Source organism: Pseudomonas sp. FP2294 (genome assembly GCF_030687625.1).
Lineage (GTDB): Bacteria > Pseudomonadota > Gammaproteobacteria > Pseudomonadales > Pseudomonadaceae > Aquipseudomonas > Aquipseudomonas shahriarae.
In genome coordinates this window covers 1,299,644-1,320,663 of the sequence record NZ_CP117441.1, presented here as the reverse complement: position 1 = coordinate 1,320,663, position 21,020 = coordinate 1,299,644, and the positions used below count along the sequence as shown (strand labels likewise).

General features: G+C 60.8%; 22 protein-coding genes. 13 read left to right on the top strand and 9 right to left on the bottom strand.

Annotation, left to right across the window (positions count from 1 at the left end; translation table 11 throughout):
- Positions 1–26 precede the first annotated feature (26 nt).
- From PSH73_RS05815 to dinG, 3 genes are all read right to left on the bottom strand, one after another.
- Positions 27–1,172: a serine hydrolase domain-containing protein gene (locus PSH73_RS05815; RefSeq protein WP_120734402.1), complete on the bottom strand. Its 1,146-nt coding sequence runs from the start codon at positions 1,170–1,172 to the stop codon at positions 27–29.
- A 53-nt stretch (positions 1,173–1,225) separates the two neighbouring features.
- Complete coding sequence (locus PSH73_RS05810) at positions 1,226–3,490, bottom strand: beta-galactosidase (protein ID WP_115127547.1); 2,265 nt, start codon at positions 3,488–3,490, stop codon at positions 1,226–1,228.
- 88 nt (positions 3,491–3,578) lie between these two features.
- Positions 3,579–5,723: an ATP-dependent DNA helicase DinG gene (dinG, locus tag PSH73_RS05805; protein ID WP_032858113.1), complete on the bottom strand. Its 2,145-nt coding sequence runs from the start codon at positions 5,721–5,723 to the stop codon at positions 3,579–3,581.
- 99 nt (positions 5,724–5,822) lie between these two features.
- Here dinG and PSH73_RS05800 point away from each other — a divergent pair, with 99 nt between their 5' ends.
- Positions 5,823–6,287 (top strand): CopD family protein, encoded by a 465-nt coding sequence (locus PSH73_RS05800; protein WP_305462086.1) that lies wholly within the window; start codon positions 5,823–5,825, stop codon positions 6,285–6,287.
- Between the two features lie 108 nt (positions 6,288–6,395).
- Here PSH73_RS05800 and PSH73_RS05795 read toward each other — a convergent pair whose 3' ends face one another.
- From PSH73_RS05795 to PSH73_RS05785, 3 genes are all read right to left on the bottom strand, one after another.
- Positions 6,396–7,154, bottom strand: a complete 759-nt coding sequence (locus tag PSH73_RS05795; RefSeq protein ID WP_128593466.1) for a collagen-like protein — start codon at positions 7,152–7,154, stop codon at positions 6,396–6,398.
- Positions 7,147–7,437, bottom strand: coding sequence for a DUF1145 domain-containing protein (locus PSH73_RS05790; protein WP_057439859.1), 291 nt, complete (start codon positions 7,435–7,437; stop codon positions 7,147–7,149). The genes PSH73_RS05795 and PSH73_RS05790 overlap by 8 nt, the downstream gene beginning before the upstream one ends.
- A 180-nt stretch (positions 7,438–7,617) precedes the next feature.
- Positions 7,618–8,313: an OmpA family protein gene (locus PSH73_RS05785; protein WP_115127545.1), complete on the bottom strand. Its 696-nt coding sequence runs from the start codon at positions 8,311–8,313 to the stop codon at positions 7,618–7,620.
- A 191-nt stretch (positions 8,314–8,504) separates the two neighbouring features.
- Here PSH73_RS05785 and PSH73_RS05780 point away from each other — a divergent pair, with 191 nt between their 5' ends.
- The 11 genes from PSH73_RS05780 (at position 8,505) to PSH73_RS05730 (ending at position 18,122) form a co-directional block, all read left to right on the top strand.
- Positions 8,505–9,002 (top strand): DUF6231 family protein, encoded by a 498-nt coding sequence (locus PSH73_RS05780; protein ID WP_057439863.1) that lies wholly within the window; start codon positions 8,505–8,507, stop codon positions 9,000–9,002.
- Positions 9,003–9,004: 2 nt separating this feature from the next.
- Positions 9,005–9,475, top strand: coding sequence for a YchJ family protein (locus PSH73_RS05775; RefSeq protein ID WP_057439866.1), 471 nt, complete (start codon positions 9,005–9,007; stop codon positions 9,473–9,475).
- A gap of 119 nt (positions 9,476–9,594) precedes the next feature.
- Positions 9,595–10,053, top strand: a complete 459-nt coding sequence (locus PSH73_RS05770) for an LEA type 2 family protein (protein ID WP_370693719.1) — start codon at positions 9,595–9,597, stop codon at positions 10,051–10,053.
- Positions 10,050–10,250: an SEC-C metal-binding domain-containing protein gene (locus PSH73_RS05765; RefSeq protein WP_003189235.1), complete on the top strand. Its 201-nt coding sequence runs from the start codon at positions 10,050–10,052 to the stop codon at positions 10,248–10,250. Before PSH73_RS05770 ends, PSH73_RS05765 begins: the two co-directional genes overlap by 4 nt.
- A 155-nt stretch (positions 10,251–10,405) precedes the next feature.
- Positions 10,406–11,050, top strand: coding sequence for a glutathione S-transferase N-terminal domain-containing protein (locus PSH73_RS05760; RefSeq protein ID WP_115127542.1), 645 nt, complete (start codon positions 10,406–10,408; stop codon positions 11,048–11,050).
- Positions 11,051–11,279: 229 nt separating this feature from the next.
- Positions 11,280–13,721: a penicillin acylase family protein gene (locus PSH73_RS05755; RefSeq protein ID WP_169990176.1), complete on the top strand. Its 2,442-nt coding sequence runs from the start codon at positions 11,280–11,282 to the stop codon at positions 13,719–13,721.
- A gap of 216 nt (positions 13,722–13,937) precedes the next feature.
- Positions 13,938–14,720, top strand: a complete 783-nt coding sequence (locus PSH73_RS05750; protein ID WP_057958713.1) for a transporter substrate-binding domain-containing protein — start codon at positions 13,938–13,940, stop codon at positions 14,718–14,720.
- A 60-nt stretch (positions 14,721–14,780) separates the two neighbouring features.
- Complete coding sequence (locus tag PSH73_RS05745) at positions 14,781–15,509, top strand: ABC transporter permease (RefSeq protein ID WP_057439877.1); 729 nt, start codon at positions 14,781–14,783, stop codon at positions 15,507–15,509.
- Positions 15,506–16,216 carry an ABC transporter permease gene (locus tag PSH73_RS05740; RefSeq protein ID WP_057958712.1) on the top strand — a complete coding sequence of 237 codons (711 nt, stop codon included), beginning with the start codon at positions 15,506–15,508 and terminating at the stop codon, positions 16,214–16,216. Before PSH73_RS05745 ends, PSH73_RS05740 begins: the two co-directional genes overlap by 4 nt.
- Before the next feature lie 9 nt (positions 16,217–16,225).
- Complete coding sequence (locus tag PSH73_RS05735) at positions 16,226–17,344, top strand: succinylglutamate desuccinylase/aspartoacylase family protein (RefSeq protein ID WP_057958711.1); 1,119 nt, start codon at positions 16,226–16,228, stop codon at positions 17,342–17,344.
- Positions 17,345–17,357: 13 nt separating this feature from the next.
- Positions 17,358–18,122, top strand: coding sequence for an ABC transporter ATP-binding protein (locus tag PSH73_RS05730; RefSeq protein WP_057958710.1), 765 nt, complete (start codon positions 17,358–17,360; stop codon positions 18,120–18,122).
- A gap of 186 nt (positions 18,123–18,308) precedes the next feature.
- Here the strand turns inward: PSH73_RS05730 and PSH73_RS05725 are convergent, their stop codons facing one another.
- The gene (locus tag PSH73_RS05725; RefSeq protein ID WP_029297182.1) at positions 18,309–18,506 is read right to left on the bottom strand and encodes a hypothetical protein; all 198 of its coding nucleotides are present in this window, start codon (positions 18,504–18,506) and stop codon (positions 18,309–18,311) included.
- A 107-nt stretch (positions 18,507–18,613) separates the two neighbouring features.
- The gene (dcd, locus tag PSH73_RS05720; protein ID WP_003219273.1) at positions 18,614–19,180 is read right to left on the bottom strand and encodes a dCTP deaminase; all 567 of its coding nucleotides are present in this window, start codon (positions 19,178–19,180) and stop codon (positions 18,614–18,616) included.
- Positions 19,181–19,572: 392 nt separating this feature from the next.
- Here dcd and PSH73_RS05715 point away from each other — a divergent pair, with 392 nt between their 5' ends.
- The gene (locus PSH73_RS05715) at positions 19,573–19,782 is read left to right on the top strand and encodes a cold-shock protein (protein WP_002554837.1); all 210 of its coding nucleotides are present in this window, start codon (positions 19,573–19,575) and stop codon (positions 19,780–19,782) included.
- A gap of 189 nt (positions 19,783–19,971) precedes the next feature.
- On the opposite strand, the gene rpoS is transcribed toward PSH73_RS05715, so the two are convergent.
- Complete coding sequence (gene rpoS, locus PSH73_RS05710; protein ID WP_057958709.1) at positions 19,972–20,976, bottom strand: RNA polymerase sigma factor RpoS; 1,005 nt, start codon at positions 20,974–20,976, stop codon at positions 19,972–19,974.
- Positions 20,977–21,020: the final 44 nt, after the last annotated feature.

Here is a 21,020-nt window from a genome sequence, read left to right as displayed (position 1 = left end):
CAAAAAAACGCCAGACAGCAAGCTATTTACAGACAACCGGCCAATATTCTTACCAACTTTTGCGCGCGCGGGTCCATAAGTACATACGGCCCCAGTGTATTGGTCACAAAACCAAATGCTACATCATGTTCCGGATCGGCAAAGCCCACGGAACCACCGGCCCCAGGATGCCCAAATGCACGTGGGCCAAGGCCGAACGTCGCGTTGGGCACGTCTGGCTGGTCCAACATGCAACCCAGGCCAAAGCGGGTTTGCGTCAATAAGGTTTTATCCGGCCCAACACTGTGCTCGCGGGTCAGTTGTTCAAGCATATCGGCTTCCAACAAACTTCCGTCCAACAAACCACTATAAAACCCGGCCAAACTGCGCGCATTGCCATGACCATTTGCCGCAGGCTGCTGCATGCGGCGCCATTCAGGCTTGTTAGTGCTGGTTAGTATAGAAGGCGGATTGGTAAACGCCCGGGTAGTCATTGCTTCGGGCTCACGCAGGGTGACCTGTAACAACCGTTGGGCTGCCGCATCCCCCATATTGCCTTTGCTCCGGGCAATGTGGGCGACACGATAAAATTCCTCGTCCGCCAACCCGACATGGAAGTCCAGGCCCAGTGGCCGGGCAACCCGCGCCACAATCGACTCCCCCGGCCCACGCCCATCGGCGCGGCGCAGCAGTTCACCGACCAGCCAGCCATAAGTGATGGCCGCATAGCCATGGCCTTCGCCGGGTGTCCACCAGGGGGTTTCGGCGGCCAGGGCGGTAGTCATCAAAGGCCAGTCATACAGGGCCTCGGCAGGCAATATGTCACGCAACGCGGGCAGCCCGGCCTTATGGCAAAGCAGTTGGCGCAGGGTGATGTTGTGTTTACCTGCCGCAGCGAACTCCGGCCAGTAGTTGGCAACCGGGGCGTCCAACTGCAATTTGCCCTCGGCTACCAGTTGCAGCGCGGTGACGGCGGTGAAGGTCTTGGTGCAGGAGAACAGGTTGGCGATGGTGTCGCTGTGCCAGGCCTCGGCACCGTCCTTGTCGGCAGTGCCGGCCCACAGATCGAGGACGGTTTGCCCGCCAATCTGTACACACAGCGCCGCACCACGCTCCTGAGGGTCGTCAAACAGCGCGGCGAAGGCTTCGCGCACTGCTTCGAATTGAAGCTCGTAATGACCCTGAATCTGCACCTGCATCCCCCTCGGAAAAGTCCTGCGTTAAATGGCGTTCATTGTTCCAGCCATTACTGGCTTTGGGAACCCGTGGCAGCCTGGGCGACCTTGGCTTTTTCAGCTTTGCGGCCCAATTGCTGGATCGCCGCCAGGTTGCTTTTACGCACACTGTCGACAAAACCCTGGAAGGGCACATCGGTGATCCCCACCAGGCCGAAATGGCCATTTTCACCGTCCAGCAATCGCCCGGTCACCGGCTGGTCGAGGTACTGGAACCAGTGCACGCCAACAATCGACGGCTCGGCCATGGCCTGCTTGAGGAACGTCGCGTAAGCCGGGCCACGCGCCTCCTCCCTGGCCAAGGGCGTCAAGCCGCCCCAGAACGGGCCACGGTCGGTCGAGCCGAAGTTGAACTCGCTGATCAGGACCGGCTTGTCCAGCCCGCGCAGGGCGGCGAAGTCATAACCGTCCTGGGGCTTGAGGGTGTACATATTGAAGCTCAGTACATCACAGTACTGGGCGCAGGACGCCACGGCTTCCGGGGTGCTGACCGCATAGCGCCCACCCAGCAGCAACTGGTTGGGCGCATGCCATTTCAGCGCATCGGAGATGGTCTTGAAGTAGGCATCAGCGAAGGTCTTCTGGAAGTACTGGAAATCAGCTTCGATTTCCGGGTGCTCGGGGTTGGGAACGGGCGGCTCGAAGCCTGGATCTTCCATCAACTCCCAGCCCGCCAATTGAATACCCCAGGCTTTGGACAGGCCATCTTCGTTACGGTATTTATCGCGCAGCTGCTTGAGGAACGCACGCTTGGCCGGCACATCGGTGGTCATGCGCAGGGTGCCGTAGGCCAGGGCATAGCGGGATTTCGCATCGTTGCCAGGACCGGCCCACGCCAGTTCGTTATCGGCAAAGAAGCCGATCAACCAGGGGTCGTCGCGATGGTCACGGGTGGCAATCGCGACCGCCCGCTCGGTGGCCATGGCAAAGCGCGGGTCGAAGGGATCGGGCATGCCGCCCCACCAGTCGATACCGGTGCTGATACTGGTGTAGTCGCCAATGATCGACAGCGGCAAGGTGTAAGGCACGCGATCCGCGCCAACCAGTTGCGGGGCGCTCCAGTTGCCGACGGTGTTGAAACCCCAGGCCTGCAGGCGGTCCAGGGTGTGGCTAACCCAGCGCGCCTGGTCAAACCCCTGGGCTGTGCAGGGCTGGGCCTGGGCTGCCGGGTCGCACGCCTGGCCATAGGTGCGTTGCAGGTTAGCGCCGTAGAAGTCATACCAGCGCCCCACATTGAAGCCACGCCCTACATCCGCGCCATTGCCGCCACGGTTGTCGCCACTGCCGTAATACTTGTCGAAGGGCTCACCCGCCTTGGGCAACGCGCCAAACATCCATTCGCGGCCGGCGACATAGGTCTGGCTGTTGTCCGGGGTCACCGTATTGACGCCCAGGGAGTAGAACGGATGCCCCAGGGGTGTCACCAGGTACCAGCGCCCATCACGCTTTTCGGTACGGAAGAAGCCGCTGGCGTCAAAGGCCGGGCCCTTGGTCCAGCCGCCAAACTTGTCCAGGCCCGCCTTGTCACGCTCCGCAAGCCAGCCCTTGAGCTGTTGCTGCTCCTTGGCGGCCGCGGCTTTCAACTGCTCGTCGCTGCTGACCTTTTCCGGCCAGCGCGCGCGGTTGGACTGCCCGTAGGCATCCACCAACTCACTGTAGGCAGCCTTGAGCACCGGCTCGCTGTCCTGCACGCCAAAGCGCTCCAGCAGGATACTTTGCGGCGCAGCCGGCTGGATCATCGACAGCGTGACCGAGACCACCTGGCTGCGGTCGAGCTCGCCAGCGCTGCCGGCCAGCATCACGCGCTGACCGTCCACGGTGATCGGCATCGGCGGCCCGGCTTTCATACCCTGGCTCAAGGGCGAATTGGCTTGCAGTGGCACCAGCAGCGTTTGCGCAGGTCCCGCCGGCAAATCAATCCGGCTGACCAGGGTCTTGCCGTCGCTGCTCTGCACCTTGACGTACAAGGTCAGCGCCCAGTCCATCGCACTCTGGATACGCAGGCTCATGGCACTCGATTGCGACCAGTCCCACACGCCACTCTGCGGGCTGAGCACCAGGCTCGGTTCCGCCGCCGGGTTGAAGGTGATGCGGCGCAACACCTCGCCTTCCGGGGTCTGCTCGGCGTTGTATTGCGGCAGGCTGGCGTCCTGGGTCGCCACCTTGACCACATCGGCCGGCCGGACAAAGTTGAACAGCGTCTGTTGCCCGGCCGGCGCGGCCAGCAATGGCGCAGCGAACAACAAGGCAAAAAGAGCAGGCAGCGTGCGGATCATACGAACAAGGTTCTCCCAATTGGCCGGTGAATGGCCTGATGACATACATGAGATAGACCACGAAGTGGGCGAATTCGCCCACTGCGGCTTAAGAAATTTCGCGCCGGAAAGGCGGCAAGGCATTCAGGATCGCCTTGCCATAGCGCTGGGTGACCAGACGGCGGTCGAGCAAGGTGATGGTGCCCCGGTCTTCTTCGGTACGCAGCAAGCGACCACAGGCCTGGACCAGCTTCAACGAGGCATCCGGTACCGAGATCTCCATGAACGGATTACCGCCCCGGGCTTCGATCCACTCGGCCAGCGCAGCTTCGACCGGATCATCCGGCACCGAGAACGGGATCTTGGCGATCACCACGTGCTCGCAGTAGGCACCGGGCAGGTCGACACCTTCGGCAAAGCTCGCCAGGCCGAACAGCACGCTGGAGTCCCCGCCATCAACCCGCGCCTTGTGCTTGTTCAGGGTTTCCTGTTTCGACAGGTTGCCCTGGATAAACACCTGTTTGCGCCAGTCGCGGTCGAGGCCGTCGAACACGTCCTGCATCTGTTTACGCGACGAGAACAGCACCAGGGTGCCCTTGGAGCCTTCCACCAGCGACGGCAGGTCACGAATGATTGCCGCGGTGTGGGCCGGCGCATCCCGTGGGTCGGCCTTGAGGTCCGGCACCCGCAGCACGCCAGCGTCGGCGTGATGGAACGGGCTGGGGACCACGGCAGTGACGGCTTTTTTCGGCAGGCCGGCGCGCATGCGGAAGCGGTCGAAGGTGCCCAGGGCCGTCAGGGTGGCCGAGGTCACCAGGGCGCCGTAGGCCACATTCCACAGGTTGCGCCGGAGCATTTCTGCGGCAAGGATCGGGCTGGCGTTGACCTCGATATCGAACAGCGCACCGCTCTCCGACAGCGTCAGCCAGCGGGCCATGGGAGGATTGTCTTCCGGGTCTTCAACGGTGAAGGCCGTCCACAATTCCCAGTTGCCCTGGGCACGGGACAACAGGCTGCCAAACAACGGATACCACTCTTCGGCCTGGTTGCTGGCGATGCCGATATTGACCTCGCCGTCCATGCCTTCCTTGAGCAGGTCGGTGAGGCGGGTGAACAGGTCGGTCAGGCGTGAGAAGCCCTTCTTCAACTCCACACCCATCTCGCGCATATGCTCGGGGATCAGCCCGCCGACAAAGCGATGGCGTGGCCGCTCGCGACCTTCAACGTCTTCGCCGGGCTTGAAGTCCGCCACCTGTTCGCAGGCGCTGAACATGAACTGTTGCTGGGTCTTGATCTCCCGCGCCAACTCCGGCACCTGTTCGATCAACTTGCCCAGGTCGCCCGGCAGCGGATGCTGGGCCAGCAGCTTGGTGAGGTTCTTGGCGGTGGTTTCCAGCCAGTCAGCGGTGGAACGCAGGCGTGTGTAGTGGGCAAAGTGGCCGATGGCCTTGTCGGGCAGGTGATGGCCTTCGTCGAACACGTAGAGGGTGTCGCGCGGGTCGGGCAGCACGGCGCCGCCGCCCAGGGCCAGGTCAGCCAGGACCATGTCGTGGTTGGTGACAATCACGTCGACCTTGCCCATGCCTTCGCGGGCCTTGTAGAAGGCGCACTGGCCGAAGTTGGGGCAGTGCCGGTTGGTGCACTGGCTATGATCGGTAGTCAGGCGCGCCCAGTCGGCATCTTCCAGGGCGTTGGGCCAACTGTCGCGGTCGCCGTCCCACTTATTGCCGGCCAGCTTCTCGATCATGCTGGTAAACAGCTTCTGGCTGGCCTCATCGACTTCGATCTTGAAGCCTTCTTCTTCGAACAGCGAGGCCGTGGCGGTTTGCGCGTGGCCTTCCTGCAACAGCACATCCAGCTTGGACAGGCACATATAGCGGCCACGGCCCTTGGCCAGGGCAAAGGTGAAGCTCAGGCCACTGTTGCGCATCAGGTCCGGCAGGTCTTTGTAGACGATCTGCTCTTGCAGGGCCACGGTGGCGGTGGCAATCACCAGGCGCTTGCCGGCGGCCTTGGCAGTGGGAATCGCCGCCAGGCTGTAGGCCACAGTCTTGCCGGTACCGGTGCCGGCCTCGACGGCCACGACCGCAGGGTCGCCACTGCGCCGGCCTTCGTCATCGGTGTCGATATCCCCGAGGACCTTGGCCACTTCGGCGATCATCAGGCGCTGGCCGTAGCGCGGTTTCAAGCTCTTGGCTTCGAGAAAACGCGAGTAGGCGCCCTGGATCGTGGTTTTGAGTTCAGTGCTGATCATGGATAGTCGGGCGCAAAAAACGCTGGATAAATTTTCAGTGGTTCGGATCGGCCGCTATCATACCCCGCTAATTAATCCCGCGCAGAACGGAGTACCTCAATGACCATGTTTAGCCTTGCCTACACCCTGCATGTATTGGCCGCCCTGGTCTGGGTCGGCGGTATGTTTTTCGCCTGGATGATCCTGCGCCCGGCCGCAATGGCGGCGCTCGACGGCCCTCCACGGCTGAAATTGTGGATGAATGTGTTTCAGCGTTTTTTCGTGTGGGTCTGGGTCGCGGTGCTGATCTTGCCGATCAGTGGCGTCGGCCTGTTGCAACTGCGCTTCAACGGGTTTGAAACCGCGCCGCGTTATGTGCAAGTGATGATGGGTTTGTATGTGGTAATGACCGCGCTGTTTATCCGCATCCAGGCGTTGCAACTGCCTGAACTGCGCACGGCTGTGGCGGCCGAAGACTGGGCGACGGGCGCGCAGGTGCTGGGAAGAATCCGAAAGCTGGTAGGGATCAATCTGATTGTCGGGTTGGTGGTGGTGGGCGTGGCTTCGGCTCGGCCGATGTTCTGAGGTTGTTCCTCAGTGCCTCATCGCGGGCAAGCCCGCTCCCACACTTTGATTTGTGAATACCCAAAAATGTGGGAGCGGGCTTGCCCGCGATGGGCCAGTGCCGATAGCTCAAAGCCGCTGGATGGTCACCGTACCGGCAGGCCCCGCCGGCCCCGCCTGGCCTTCCAGACCCGGCCGGCCTTTCTCGCCGCCGTCGGCGCGGTACACCAGGCAGCCCTTGGACGCGCCGCCCTTGCCCGGCTTGCCGGCCACACCCGGTAAACCACCCGCACCACCCTCGACCCAGACCTTGATCTGCTCACTCGGATAATCCCGCGGCAACTCGATGCGCACCGCCGCCCCCGCCGCCCCCGGCAGCCCGTCGCCGCCGTTGTCACCATTGGCGCCACGTCCGGCCGAACCCCAGGTGCAACCAGGGTCTTCGCCATTGGCACCATCCAGGCCGCTGTAACCCTGGGCACCGGTGCCACCACGGGCATCGACGGACAGCTCTTCTGCAATCAACCCATTGATTCGCAGGGTCAGGTCACGCCCCGGCCGGGCCGGTTTTTCATGGGTGCCGGGCGCGCCACGGGAGGTGATTTGGCTGCCATGCTCCAACTGCGCATGCCGCACCTGCAACTGCAGGGCCGAGGCGCTGGGCACGATGGCAATCCGCGCTTCGCGGCCCAGGTGCAGTTCGTCGATAGTGACCTGGGTGATATTGGCCGGAATCAACAAGGTGCCATAGTCCGCCACTTCCAGGCGCTCCAACTGCAGCACGCTGGTGCTGTTGGGCAAGCGCATCAGCGAGTGGGTCTCGACACTGACGCTTTCGGCCAGGGCAATGGGGCTGACCAGCAGGGCCAGGAGAAAAACCTTACGCATGATTGGCATCCTTGTTGTCTTGGTTAGCCGTAGGCGCAGGCAGGCTCTTTATATGGAACATCCCCAGCAACAGGATCAGCAGGCGGTCACGCCAGGGGTGAGCACGATGTTTGACGCTGGCGTTGAATAACACCAACTCCAGAAGGTGGACCAGCAACAACAGGCTGCCGACCAGGTTGACCAACAGATGAAATGGATTAGTCAGCGGTTTGAACAGGTTGACCAGCACCACCGTCCAGAACAGCATCGCCAGCAACTTCCCCAATCCTAGCAACAGCTTCATGCCCTACGCCCCCTTGCACATTATTCTTTGGGCGCACAGTAACGAGTTCTACAGGCGATTTGCCAGTGAAGGATTAAAAAACTTGAGAAGGCTGCAACTTGGCGGCCAGATCGCCGAGATTCGTCGGATACAACTGTAAGAAATGCCCCTGACACCACCCAGGGGCATATCAGAAATGTCTTAGCGGTTGATTTGAATTTCCACGCGACGGTTCTGGGCGCGGCCATCGGCGGTTTTGTTGTCGGCCACCGGATGGCTCTCACCGGCCCCCGTCACCGACACAAAGTTACTGCGGGGCACGCCGGAGCTGACCAGGTACTCGGTCACCGAACGGGCGCGTTTTTCCGAAAGTTTCTGGTTGTAGGCATCTTTACCGACGCTGTCGGTGTGCCCGCTGACCCGCAACTGCGCAGTCGGCGCTTCCTGTTTCAGGCGTGTGGCAACCGTGTCGAGCTTGGTTTTGTCGGCGGCCGTCAGCCGGGCCGAATCGAACTCGAAGTGCACATCACGAATCACGATGGTCTCTTCCTGGACCACGACCACTTCCTCGACGACGACCGCCTCAGGTACCGGCGGGCAGCCGTTGGCATCCACCTGCACACCCTTCGGGGTGCCCGGGCACTTGTCGCGACTGTCCGGGACGCCATCCGCGTCTTCGTCACCGTCGCCATGCACCCAGCAATAGGCGCCGGCCATGCCGCCAATCAACAATGCGCCACCGCCAGCCCATGAAGAACTTTCGGTAGCGCCCAGCGCGGCCCCGGTTACGCCGCCGAGGGCGGCACAGGTGGGCCAGTCGGTTTTTTGCAAGCCTGCGCAACCTGTCAATACTCCGGTTAGCAGAACCAAGGGTAGAGCTGTCCGCATGATGCTCATTTGATTTCTCCTGAGGGGATCGGCCGCAAGCCGATGGGTGGAGTAAAGACCGCTCTTTTCATCTGCGCCAGCCGGCCACACCCCCGTATTCATTGGACGAGGCCGCTTTTTCCGGTCGACAGGCGAGCGCCCGCTCTAGGCCCGCACGCTCAAGCAGGCTAGTCTTGAAGGTTCTGATGTGAGGATCTTCGATGACCGCCGGCAATTCTTCCCGTACTCCGCAGCAAGCACTCGCTGCCCTGCTTGATCGCCAAGCCCCCAAACGCCTGCTGGTGTTGGGCGCCGGCCACTTCCCGGCGCTGGAGGCATTCCAGCAGGCGCACCCTGACACCGTGGTCTGCGTCGCCGGGCCTGGGCCATTGCCACCTGAGGTGGCCGCCCAGCGATTTGACCTGGCCCTGGTGGTCGATTGCCTGGAGCACCTGTCAAAACGTGCAGGTCTGGAGCTGCTGGGCGGCGTGCGCAACCTCAATGCCAGCCGCATCGCCGTTCTCGCCGACCTTGCCGCCTGCGGCTGGAAGGACACCGACTTTTTCTCCCTGGCCCTGCAGACCAATGAGCAGTTTTGCCGCGACAATCAGGTACTGACGCTGTTTACCTACGATCTGCTTGAATACAAACAAGTGCCGGACTGGCTGAATGCCCGGTTCTGGGCCAACCCGGAAAATTTCGGAAAGTATTGGTGGTAACCATGAGTACATCCATTTGCCCTTGCGGCAGCGGCAACCTGCTGGATGCCTGTTGCGGCCATTACCACACTGGCCACCCCGCGCCGTGCGCCACCGCGTTGATGCGCTCACGCTACAGCGCCTATGTGCTGGGGCTGGTGGATTATCTGGTGGCCACTACGCTACCGGCACAACAGAACGGCCTCGACCGTGATGCCATCGGGGCCTGGAGCGCGCAAAGCACCTGGCTCGGCCTGGAAGTGGAAAGCTCCGAGGTGTTTGGTGGGCAGCCGGAACATGCCTTTGTCACTTTTACCGCACGCTGGCATGACAGCACCGGCGAACACAGCCACCGCGAACAGTCGTCTTTCGTACAGAACGATGGGCGTTGGTACTTTATTGATCCTACGGTGGAGGTGAAGGCCGGGCGTAATGATGCCTGCCTGTGCGGCAGTGGGCAGAAGTTCAAGAAATGCTGTTCCAGTTACCTGTAAAACCACGGACACCGCGCTAAACCACACAACCCTCGTCATCGTTGACGACCATCGCCGGCAAGCCGGCTCCTACAAGGGATTGCGTCATGGTCAGCCGATTACGAACCTACAGCTGTTTAATGGTATTGACCGTTGGCCTCTCGGGCTGTGCGTCCTGGTTCGCCGATGACACGCCGCCGCCACAGATCCACCTGGTCAAGGTCGAGTTGGTGCGGGCCAAGCTACTGGAGCAGAAATTCAAGCTGCACTTTCGCGTGGATAACCGTGACGACTCGGACCTCACCGTGCGCGGCCTGATCTATAAGATCAGCCTGGCTGACGTGGAGCTGACCGAGGGCGAATCCAACGAGTGGCTGACCATACCGCCCCATGGCCGGGGATTTTTCAAGGTCACGGTGCGCACCAACCTGTGGCCACAGGTGCGGGAGATCGCCGACCTGCTGAAAAATCCGCACCGCCCCATCCCCTATCGCCTGGAAGGTGAGTTGAAAACCGGATTATTCATCGGTAACGACGTGCACGTGATGCGCAATGGCGAGATAATCCCCGGCGATTTTATTCCGGAGCGACACCAATGACTCAGCAACCCCATGTCCATGGTCCTGACTGCAACCACGATCACGATCACCACGATCACGACCATGGTCATGTCCACGGCCCGAACTGCGGCCATGCCCACCAGGAACCGGTGCGCAACGCCCTGAAGGACGTTGGCCGCAACGATCCATGCCCATGCGGCAGCGAGAAAAAGTTCAAGAAGTGCCACGGCGCCTGATACGCGTCCCGCAGGAGCCGGCAAGCCGGCTCCTACAGTTCTATCGTTAGACGCAAATATTTCATTGAATTTTCGGTAGCTGAGCACTACCTATACCTACAGGCACATCAACGGGCGTCCTGCCCGTTCAAGCATCACCAATCCTGGAGAGCTTCATGATCGACCTGTATTACTGGACCACCCCCAACGGTCACAAGATTTCGTTGTTCCTGGAAGAAGCCGGCCTGCCCTACGAGGTGCACCCGATCAACATTGGCCAGGGCGACCAGTTCAAGCCAGACTTCCTGAAGATCGCTCCCAACAACCGTATTCCTGCCATTGTCGACCAGCACCCGAGCGACGGTGGCGCGCCGATTTCGCTGTTCGAATCCGGAGCCATCCTGCTGTACCTCGCGGAAAAAACCGGCCAGTTCCTGCCCAAGGACCTGCGCGGTCGCCAGGAAGTGCTGCAATGGTTGTTCTGGCAAATGGGCGGCCTGGGCCCGATGGCCGGGCAGAATCACCATTTCAGCCAGTTCGCCCCGGAAAAAATCCCCTACGCGATCAAACGCTACGTCGATGAAACCGCGCGCCTCTATGGCGTGCTCGACCGGCGCCTGGCGGACCGCAGCTTCGTTGCCGGCGAGACCTACAGCATTGCCGATATGGCGATCTACCCGTGGATCGTTTCCCACAAATGGCAGAGCCAGCGCTTGGAAGATTTCCCCCACCTGCATCGCTGGTTCAACCTGATCAAGGAACGCCCGGCGACAGTGCGAGCCTATGACCTGGTGCAGAAGGTCAACCCGCCGAAACCCTGATGCACGCTCCCCCCTGTGGGAGCTGTCGAGCCCCCGGCGAGGCTGCGATGCAGGCGCTGGGGCTGCCAGATACAGCACGATGCTCCTATCGCAGCCTGGCTAAAGCTCGACAGCTCGCACATGTGCTCAATCAAATCCTGAAAATTAGCATCGCCTCCCGCTTGCGTCGGTTCGCCGCGCTCACTAACGTAGCGCCTTTACTGACGCTACCCCCCGCAGGAGCTTTGCCATGGCCTCGCCAGCCCTTTCACGTTTTCTTCCCCGGTTCGGCGTTGCCGCGGCAGTGGCCAGTGCCTTGGGCCTGGCCGGTTGCCAGTCCCTGAACAGCCAGGACACCCTGCCCCCCGTTTCCGGCGTGCAGCCGCTCAAGGGCCTGGCGCAGAATGTTTCCGTACGGCGTAACAGCCAGGGCATGCCGCTGATTGAAAGCAATACCTTCCACGACGCGCTGTTCACCCTCGGTTATGTGCACGCCAGCGACCGAATCAACCAGATGGTTACCCTGCGCCTGTTGGCCCAGGGCCGACTGGCGGAGATGTCCGGTGCGGACGTGCTGGATGTCGACCGCTTCATGCGCGCCGTCAACCTGAAGAAAAGCGCCAGCGAGCTGTACAACGCCTCGTCGCCGCGCCTCAAGCGCTTCTTTGAAGTGTATGCCCGCGGGGTCAACGCCTACCTGTTCCGCTACCGCGACAAACTGCCGCCCGACCTGGCCCAGACTGGCTACAAGCCCGAGTACTGGAAGCCGGAGGACTCGGCGCTGTTGTTTTGCCTGCTGAATTTCAGTGAGTCGGCCAACCTGCAGGAAGAGTTGTCCGCCCTGGTACTGGCGCAAAAAGTCGGCGCCGACAAACTCGCCTGGCTGACCCCAAGCTACCCGGACGAACCGCTGCCTGTGGCGGAGTCCGACAAGCTCAAGGGCGTCAATCTCGGGCAGATTCCCGGCCTTGCCACGCTCAACAGCATCAACGAACACCTGGGCAGCCTTAACACCCTTGGGGTTTCCACCTCCAGCAACTGGGCCATCGCCCCGCAACGCAGCCGCAGTGGTCGCAGCCTGTTGGCCAACGACCTGTCGACGCCTATGCAGGCGCCGTCCCTGTGGAATTTCGTACAAATCCGCGCGCCGAAATACCAGGCGGTCGGGGTGTCGATTGCCGGGATTCCTACCTTGCTGTCCGGTTTCAACGGCAAGGTGGCGTGGAGCATGAGCCAGGTGTCCGGCGATTCCCAGGACCTGTTCCTAGAGAAGGTCAAACGCCAGGGCAGCGCGCTGTACTACGAGCACAATGGCAAATGGCTGCCGGCAATCGTGCGTAACGAAACCTTCTTCGCCAAGGGCCAGCGGCCGATTCGCGAGGCGGTGTACGAAACCCGCCACGGACCGTTGCTCAACAGCGCCCAGTCGCTGACCAGCGGTTATGGTCTGGCCCTGCAAACCGCCAGTTTCAAGGACGACAAGAGCCTGGATGCGTTTTTCGACCTGTCCCGGGCGCAGAATGTGGAAAAAGCCTCGGACGCCAGCCGCGAGATTCGGGCCATCGCCCTGAACATGGTATTTGCCGACGCCAGCAATATCGGCTGGCAGGTCACCGGGCGGTTCCCCAACCGCCGCGAAGGTGAAGGCCTGCTGCCCTCGCCGGGCTGGGACGGGCGCTTTGACTGGGACGGCTACGCCGATGCGATGCTGCATCCCTATGACCAGGACCCGCCACAGGGCTGGGTCGGCACGGCCAACCAGCGTACGGTGCCCCACGGCTACGGCATGCAACTGTCCAACTCCTGGGCCGCGCCGGAGCGCAGCGAACGCCTGGCGCAACTGGCCGGCAACGGCAAGCACGACAGCCGCAGCGTGATCGCCATGCAGTACGACCAGACCACGCTGTTCGCCGCCAAACTCAAAAGCATGTTCCAGGCGCCGGGCATGGCCCAGCCACTGAAGCAGGCGATTGATGCCCTGCCTGCCGCTGAGCGGGCCAAGGCGCAGCAGGCCCTGGGCCGCCTGATGGCGTTCGACGGGCGGCTGGCAGCCACCTCGGCCGACGCCGCGATCTACCAACTGTTCCTGCAGGAAAGCGCCAGGCAGATTTTCCTCGACGAGCTGGGCCCGGAATCCAGCGCCACCTGGAAAGCCTTTGTCAGCAACGCCAACCTGTCCTACGCGGCCCAGGCCGACCATCTGCTGGGGCGTGAAGACAGCCCGTTCTGGGACGACCTGCGCACCCCTGGCAAAGAAGACAAACCGGCGATTCTCGCCCGCAGCCTGGCTGCTGCAATCACCGCCGGCGACAGCCAGTTGGGCGCAGATCACAAGGCCTGGCAATGGGGCAAACTGCACAGCTACACCTGGAAAAACACCGGCGGCCAGACGATTCGCGGCCCATTGGCAGCCGGCGGCGATCACAGTACGTTGAACGCAACGCCTTACAATTGGGGGCAGGATTTCGCCACCACCCAAGTCCAGGCCCTGCGCATGATTGTCGATTTCGGCCAGGTGGAACCGATGATGGGTCAAGGCGGGATCGGCCAATCCGGCAACCCTGCCAGCCCGAACTATGCCAATGGCATTGATCCATGGCTCAAGGCGCAATACCTGAGCTTCCCGATGCAGCCACAGAACTTTGAAAAGGTGTATGGCAAGACTCGTCTGACCCTGGTTCCGGGAAAGTAATCCCACGTAGGCGCCCCGCCCGCACTGCAATGGTGCTGAAGATTTTTAGCGCCCGATATCGGGCGCTTCCTACGTTACCCTTCGTGTAATCCCGCCAATTAAAAAGACTGTTCAGAACTATGGTGCAGAAATTGCTACTTGCGATTCGTCTGACACCGTTCAGTAACAGTCCTAATCGCGCCACAAGCGCTTATCTTGGTTCCCAGGGATTACATAATGAAAAAAGCATTGCTGACCCTTTCTGCACTCGCACTGTGCATGGCCGCCGGTACCGCCTTGGCCAAGGAATACAAAGAATTGCGTTTTGGTGTGGACCCTTCCTATGCGCCATTTGAATCCAAGGCCGCCGACGGCAGCCTGGTGGGCTTCGATATCGACCTGGGCAATGCCATTTGTGCGGAGCTGAAGGTCACCTGCAAGTGGGTGGAAAGTGACTTTGACGGCATGATCCCGGGCCTGAAAGCCAAGAAGTTCGACGGTGTGATTTCGTCCATGACCGTGACCCCGGCCCGCGAGAAGGTCATCGACTTCTCCAGCGAGCTGTTTTCCGGGCCGACCTCCTATGTATTCAAGAAAGGCTCGGGCCTGAGCGAAGACATCGCCTCTCTCAAGGGCAAGACCGTCGGCTATGAACAAGGCACCATCCAGGAAGCCTACGCCAAGGCTGTGCTGGACAAGGCCGGAGTGAAAACCCAGGCCTACCAGAACCAGGACCAAGTCTATGCCGACCTGACCTCGGGCCGCCTGGATGCGTCGATCCAGGACATGCTGCAGGCCGAACTGGGCTTTCTGAAATCGCCACAAGGGGCGGGCTATGAAGTCAGCAAGCCCGTAGACAGCGAATTGCTGCCCTCCAAGACCGCAGTCGGCATCGCAAAAGGTAACAAAGAGCTCAAAGCCCTTCTGGATAAAGGTATCAAAGCGTTACACGATGATGGCACCTACGCCACCATCCAGAAAAAACACTTCGGCGATCTGAACCTGTACAGCGGCAAATAACGCTGCGGCGCCCGCCGCTCCAAGGGGTGGGCGCACTACCGATTGCCAAAGGCGTACCCCATGTTTGAAGACCTGTTGCAGACCCTCGGGCTTGGCGCGTTCAGCTTGAAAGGGTTTGGCCCGCTGTTGCTGCAAGGCACCTGGATGACCATCAAGCTGTCGGTGCTGTCCCTGGCCGTCAGCGTGCTGCTGGGACTGATCGGCGCCAGCGCCAAGTTGTCGAGCCTGGCGCTGTTGCGCATTCCCGCGCAGCTGTACACCACCTTGATTCGCGGCGTGCCGGACCTGGTGCTGATGCTGTTGATTTTCTACAGCCTGCAAACCTGGCTGACCAGCTTCACCGACTACATGGAATGGGAATACATCGAGATCAACCCGTTCGGCGCCGGGGTGATTACCCTGGGCTTTATCTACGGTGCGTATTTCACCGAGACTTTTCGCGGCGCGATCCTCGCCGTGCCCCGCGGCCAGCTCGAGGCCGCCACGGCCTATGGCCTCAAGCGCGGGCAGCGCTTTCGCTACGTGACCTTCCCGCAAATGATGCGCTTCGCCTTGCCGGGCATTGGCAATAACTGGATGGTGATGCTCAAGGCTACGGCGCTGGTGTCGATCATCGGCCTGGCCGACGTGGTCAAGGCTGCCCAGGATGCAGGCAAAAGTACCTACCAACTGTTCTTTTTCCTGGTAGTGGCGGCCTTGATCTACCTGGCCATTACCAGCGCATCAAACTTCGTCCTGCGCAGGCTGGAAGCCCGTTACGCCGCCGGCTCACGGGAGGCCGTGCGATGATCGAACTGTTGCAGGAGTACTGGCGGCCTTTCCTCTACAGCGATGGCAACCATATGAGCGGCCTGGCCATGACGATGTGGCTGCTCACGGCCTCGATCTGCATGGGTTTCGTGGTGTCGATCCCACTGTCCATCGCCCGCGTCTCACCCAAGCGCTGGGTCCGTTGGCCGGTGCAGTTCTACACCTACCTGTTTCGCGGCACACCGCTCTATATCCAGCTGCTGATCTGCTACACCGGTATCTACAGCCTCGCTGCGGTTCGCGCACAACCATTGCTGGATGCGTTTTTTCGCGACGCGATGAACTGCACCCTTCTGGCCTTTGCCCTCAACACCTGCGCCTACACCACGGAAATCTTCGCCGGAGCCATCCGCAGCATGGCCCATGGTGAGGTCGAAGCGGCGAAAGCCTATGGCCTGAGCGGCTGGAAACTCTACGCCTACGTGATCATGCCGTCGGCCCTGCGCCGTTCATTGCCGTACTACAGTAATGAAGTGATCCTGATGCTGCACTCGACGACGGTAGCCTTTACCGCGACGATCCCGGACATCCTCAAAGTCGCCCGGGACGCCAACTCGGCCACCTTCCTGACTTTCCAATCGTTTGGTATCGCTGCGCTGATCTACCTGACCGTGACCTTTGCCCTGGTCGGTCTGTTTCGTCTGGCGGAGCGGCGCTGGCTGGCCTTTCTCGGGCCGAGCCATTAAGGAGCCCCTATGCGGCAACAGATTCATCCCCTCCTCGCCCCCGTGCCAGGCACGGCACGGCAGATCCACAGCTTTCACTTCGGGCCAGAGCAGGCCGAAGGCAAAATCTACATCCAATCCTCGCTGCACGCCGACGAACTGCCCGGCATGCTGGTGGCCTGGCACTTGAAGGTACGCCTGGCGGAACTGGCTGCAGCCGGCCGCCTGCGCAGCGAAATCGTGCTGGTGCCGGTGGCCAATCCAGTGGGCCTGGAGCAAGTGCTGATGGACATTCCCCTGGGCCGCTACGAGCTGGAGAGCGGGCAGAATTTCAATCGCCTGTTTGTCGACCTCAGTGACGAGGTCGGCAATCAGGTCGAGGGCCGGCTGGGGGATGATCCAAGGCGCAACGTCGCGCTGATCCGCGACAGCCTGCGCCAGGCCCTCGACCGCCATGTACCGGCCACGCAGCTGCAATCCCAGCGCCTGGTGCTGCAACGCCTGGCCTGTGATGCCGATATGGTGCTGGACCTGCATTGCGACTTCGAAGCCGTCGCCCACCTTTACACCACGCCCGAGGCCTGGCCGCAGGTCGAGCCGCTGGCCCGTTACATCGGCGCCGAAGCCTGCCTGCTGGCCACCGATTCCGGGGGGCAATCCTTCGATGAGTGTTTCACCCTGCTCTGGTGGCAATTGCAGCAACGTTTTGGCGAGCGCTTCGAGATTCCCCAGGGCAGTTTTTCCGTGACCCTGGAGTTGCGCGGCCAAGGCGATGTCAATCACGGCCTGGCCAGTCTCGATTGCCAGGCGATCATCGACTATCTGATCCGATTTGGCGCCATCAGCGGCGAACCTGCACCCCTGCCCGACTTGCCCTACCCCGCCACGCCGCTGGCTGCCGTCGAACCGGTGGCAACCCCGCTAGGTGGCTTGCTGGTGTTCCACGCGCTGCCAGGAGAATACCTGGAGGCCGGGCAGTTGGTCGCCGAGGTCATTGACCCCATTCACGACCGCGTCACCCCCGTTCACTGCCGCCATGCCGGCCTGATGTACGCCCGCTCGCTACGGCGCATGGCCACGGCCGGCATGGTGATTGCCCATGTCGCCGGCCTTACGCCCTATCGCAGCGGCTATTTACTATCGCCTTGAGGATGCACGCCCCATGTACAAACTGACCGTTGAAGGCCTGCATAAAAGCTATGGCGACCATGAAGTGCTCAAAGGTGTTTCGCTAAAGGCCAAAAGCGGTGATGTGATCAGCCTGATCGGCGCCAGCGGCTCGGGGAAAAGTACCTTCCTGCGTTGCATCAACTTTCTTGAACAACCCAATGACGGCGCCATTAGCCTGGATGGCCAGCCGATCCGTATGGTCAGCGACCGCCACGGCATGCGCGTGGCCGACGAAGCCGAGCTACAGCGCCTGCGCACCCGCCTGGCGATGGTGTTCCAGCACTTCAACCTGTGGAGCCATATGAGCGTGCTGGAAAACATCAGCATGGCCCCCCGCCGGGTCCTGGGCTGCAGCAAAAAGGACGCCGAGGACCGTGCCCGGCGTTATCTGGAGAAGGTAGGGCTGCCGGCACGGGTGGCCGAGCAGTATCCGGCGTTCCTCTCGGGGGGCCAGCAACAGCGAGTGGCGATCGCACGCGCCCTGGCGATGGAGCCGGAGGTGATGCTGTTCGACGAGCCGACATCGGCCCTCGACCCGGAACTGGTGGGCGAAGTGCTGAAGGTGATCCAGGGCCTGGCTGAAGAGGGGCGGACCATGATCATGGTGACCCACGAGATGAGTTTTGCGCGCAAGGTTTCCAGCCAGGTGCTGTTTTTGCACCACGGGCTGGTGGAGGAGGAAGGCACGCCGGAAGACGTGCTGGGCAACCCGAAAAGCGAGCGTTTGCGGCAGTTTCTAAGTGGCAATCTGAAGTAAGAGGCCAAGGCAAGAGGCCTTACTGTGGCGAGCGGGCTTGCCCGCGTCGGGCTGCGTAGCAGCCCCTGTAACGTTGCCGCCTGTCTTCAGATACACCGCGGCGCCAGGTTTCAGGGCTGCTGCGCAGCCCAACGCGGGCAAGCCCGCTCGCCACCACAAAAGCTACCAGCGGTTTGTGGAGGCCTGTCAGGCCACTGGCGCGGGTGGTGGCTCATCCGGCAGGGTCGGCACACCAGGCTCGGTAGGTTGTTCCGGGGTATCGGGGTCAGGCTGGCCAGGGATGCCGCCGGCGGCGGGGTCGGCCATCAGGGACCAGGCCAGAACACCAATCTGGTTGGGTTCAAGCCGGGCAAGTTCGGCGCTGATTCGCGGGTCGATCTTCATAGGGTACTCCTCAAGCGTGGCTCGGCGCGCTGTGCACGCGCCGAGGCAGTACTCCCAATAGAGTGCCTGCCCGCTGACAAATTCCCTTGCCCTGTAAGACGTTTCGATCAGGTGCGTGGCAGGGTGACGCCGCGCTGGCCCTGGTACTTGCCGCCACGGTCTTTATAGGACACTTCGCACTCTTCGTCGGATTCGAAGAACAGCATCTGTGCGACGCCTTCATTGGCGTAGATCTTGGCCGGCAAGGTGGTGGTGTTGGAAAACTCCAGGGTCACGTGGCCTTCCCATTCCGGCTCAAGCGGAGTCACGTTGACGATAATGCCGCAGCGCGCGTAGGTGCTCTTGCCCAGGCAGATGGTCAGCACATTGCGCGGAATACGGAAGAACTCGACAGTGCGCGCCAGGGCAAAGGAGTTTGGCGGGATGATGCACACGTCGCTCTTCACATCGACGAAACTCTTTTCATCGAAATTTTTCGGATCGACGGTGGCCGAGTTGATGTTGGTGAACACCTTGAACTCATCGGCGCAACGCACATCGTAGCCATAGCTGGAAACCCCGAACGAAATCAGGCGCTCGGCGCCCTCTCCGCGCATCTGGCGCTCGACGAAGGGTTCGATCATGCCGTGCTCTTGCGCCATGCGGCGAATCCACTTGTCCGATTTGATGCTCATGGCGGGTGTCCTGAATAGCGAGGTGGAAAATTCTGTTGGGCATCTTACCGGGGCTGGCCTCGCGGTTCAAAGGACGCGGGGGTTTTTCTTGATTAAGTTGCGCCCGATCACTGTCAGCCGTATGGGGCGGGCCCTGCCCCTGAATTAAAGGGCCGCAGGCCTGTAAAAGGCACCGCCAGTCACGAAAATAGAGAAACCTTCGGAAATACCATTGGCACGTTCCGGAAAAAGGGTTAAGGTGGCGCCACTGTGCTGCTTGTGTCACTGAGAATCTCTACACGATATGTTGAATTTCGATCCAACCATCTCCAAGAATTTTTCCTGCTCTTTGCACTCAGTCTCGGCCAGGGCTTTTCCTGAGTCGCAGTTAACTTTGTCCAAGGAGATACACCATGTCTAATCGCCAAACTGGTACCGTTAAGTGGTTCAACGATGAAAAAGGCTTCGGCTTCATCACTCCACAATCCGGTGACGACCTGTTCGTTCACTTCAAAGCTATCCAATCCGACGGCTTCAAAAGCCTGAAAGAAGGCCAACAGGTTTCTTTCATCGCTACCCGCGGTCAGAAAGGCATGCAAGCTGAAGAAGTTCAAGTTATCTAACTTGTACTGACTTAGTCGAAAGAACCCCGCCCTTAAAAGCGGGGTTTTTTTATGCCTGGAATTTGATGCTGCCCTTGCCAGCGAGAGCCGCCCTCAAGGTCGCCATCGTCGGCAAGCCGGGCTCCCACAACGCAAAACGCCCGGTGCATTCCCATGCACCGGGCGTTCTCATAGCTACCTTACAAGCCGTTACTGAAACAACGACTCACTCGACAAGCCATTCTTCTCCAGGATCTCCCGCAAACGCTTGAGACCCTCAACCTGGATCTGCCGCACCCGCTCGCGGGTCAAGCCGATCTCCAGGCCAACATCCTCCAGGGTACTGCTCTCATGGCCACGTAGACCGAAGCGGCGAATCACCACTTCGCGCTGCTTGTCCGTCAGCTCCGAAAGCCATTGGTCGATGCTCTGCGACAAGTCATCGTCCTGCAACAGCTCACACGGATCCGTTGGTCGGTCATCCGTCAGGGTGTCCAGCAGGGTTTTATCGGAATCCGGACCCAGCGAGACATCGACCGAAGACACACGCTCATTAAGACCCAGCATGCGCTTGACCTCTCCCACCGGTTTTTCCAGCAGGTTGGCGATCTCTTCAGGCGATGGTTCATGATCCAGCTTTTGAGTGAGCTCACGTGCTGCCCGCAGGTACACGTTAAGCTCCTTGACGACATGAATCGGCAACCGGATGGTCCGGGTCTGATTCATGATTGCCCGTTCGATGGTCTGGCGAATCCACCAGGTAGCGTAGGTCGAGAAGCGAAAACCCCGCTCGGGGTCAAACTTCTCCACTGCCCGGATCAGGCCGAGGTTGCCCTCTTCGATCAAGTCCAACAGGGACAGCCCACGATTGACATAGCGTCGGGCGATTTTCACCACCAGTCGCAGATTGCTTTCAATCATGCGCTTGCGCCCAGCAGGATCACCCTTTTGCGACAGTCGCGCAAAATGGACTTCTTCTTCGGGAGTGAGCAAGGGGGAAAAGCCGATTTCATTGAGATACAACTGGGTCGCATCGAGCGCCCGGGTGTAATCAATGTACTTATGCTGTTTTAACGCTGTGGAGTTTTTGGACTTGGTACGAACTGAAGGTACAGCGGGTCCCTCATTCGACATCGAATCCGTACCGATGCCGGTCTCCATAAGGAGAACCTCATCGTCGATGTCAAACTCCGGCGCTTCTTTACTGAGAGCCATTGTTATAGTCCTTTGGTGAGTTCGACCTCAAGCTCAAGCGACGC

Coding starts and splice junctions, on each gene's coding strand:
- PSH73_RS05780 (WP_057439863.1), top strand. CDS start 8,505: ATGACCGCCGGCAATTCTTCCCGTACTCCGCAGCAAGCACTCGCTGCC.
- PSH73_RS05740 (WP_057958712.1), top strand. CDS start 15,506: ATGATCGAACTGTTGCAGGAGTACTGGCGGCCTTTCCTCTACAGCGAT.
- rpoS (WP_057958709.1), bottom strand. CDS start 20,976: ATGGCTCTCAGTAAAGAAGCGCCGGAGTTTGACATCGACGATGAGGTT.
- dcd (WP_003219273.1), bottom strand. CDS start 19,180: ATGAGCATCAAATCGGACAAGTGGATTCGCCGCATGGCGCAAGAGCAC.
- PSH73_RS05735 (WP_057958711.1), top strand. CDS start 16,226: ATGCGGCAACAGATTCATCCCCTCCTCGCCCCCGTGCCAGGCACGGCA.
- dinG (WP_032858113.1), bottom strand. CDS start 5,723: ATGATCAGCACTGAACTCAAAACCACGATCCAGGGCGCCTACTCGCGT.
- PSH73_RS05790 (WP_057439859.1), bottom strand. CDS start 7,437: ATGAAGCTGTTGCTAGGATTGGGGAAGTTGCTGGCGATGCTGTTCTGG.
- PSH73_RS05765 (WP_003189235.1), top strand. CDS start 10,050: ATGACTCAGCAACCCCATGTCCATGGTCCTGACTGCAACCACGATCAC.
- PSH73_RS05795 (WP_128593466.1), bottom strand. CDS start 7,154: ATGCGTAAGGTTTTTCTCCTGGCCCTGCTGGTCAGCCCCATTGCCCTG.
- PSH73_RS05760 (WP_115127542.1), top strand. CDS start 10,406: ATGATCGACCTGTATTACTGGACCACCCCCAACGGTCACAAGATTTCG.
- PSH73_RS05810 (WP_115127547.1), bottom strand. CDS start 3,490: ATGATCCGCACGCTGCCTGCTCTTTTTGCCTTGTTGTTCGCTGCGCCA.
- PSH73_RS05730 (WP_057958710.1), top strand. CDS start 17,358: ATGTACAAACTGACCGTTGAAGGCCTGCATAAAAGCTATGGCGACCAT.
- PSH73_RS05725 (WP_029297182.1), bottom strand. CDS start 18,506: ATGAAGATCGACCCGCGAATCAGCGCCGAACTTGCCCGGCTTGAACCC.
- PSH73_RS05750 (WP_057958713.1), top strand. CDS start 13,938: ATGAAAAAAGCATTGCTGACCCTTTCTGCACTCGCACTGTGCATGGCC.
- PSH73_RS05785 (WP_115127545.1), bottom strand. CDS start 8,313: ATGAGCATCATGCGGACAGCTCTACCCTTGGTTCTGCTAACCGGAGTA.
- PSH73_RS05745 (WP_057439877.1), top strand. CDS start 14,781: ATGTTTGAAGACCTGTTGCAGACCCTCGGGCTTGGCGCGTTCAGCTTG.
- PSH73_RS05800 (WP_305462086.1), top strand. CDS start 5,823: ATGACCATGTTTAGCCTTGCCTACACCCTGCATGTATTGGCCGCCCTG.
- PSH73_RS05770 (WP_370693719.1), top strand. CDS start 9,595: ATGGTATTGACCGTTGGCCTCTCGGGCTGTGCGTCCTGGTTCGCCGAT.
- PSH73_RS05775 (WP_057439866.1), top strand. CDS start 9,005: ATGAGTACATCCATTTGCCCTTGCGGCAGCGGCAACCTGCTGGATGCC.
- PSH73_RS05715 (WP_002554837.1), top strand. CDS start 19,573: ATGTCTAATCGCCAAACTGGTACCGTTAAGTGGTTCAACGATGAAAAA.
- PSH73_RS05755 (WP_169990176.1), top strand. CDS start 11,280: ATGGCCTCGCCAGCCCTTTCACGTTTTCTTCCCCGGTTCGGCGTTGCC.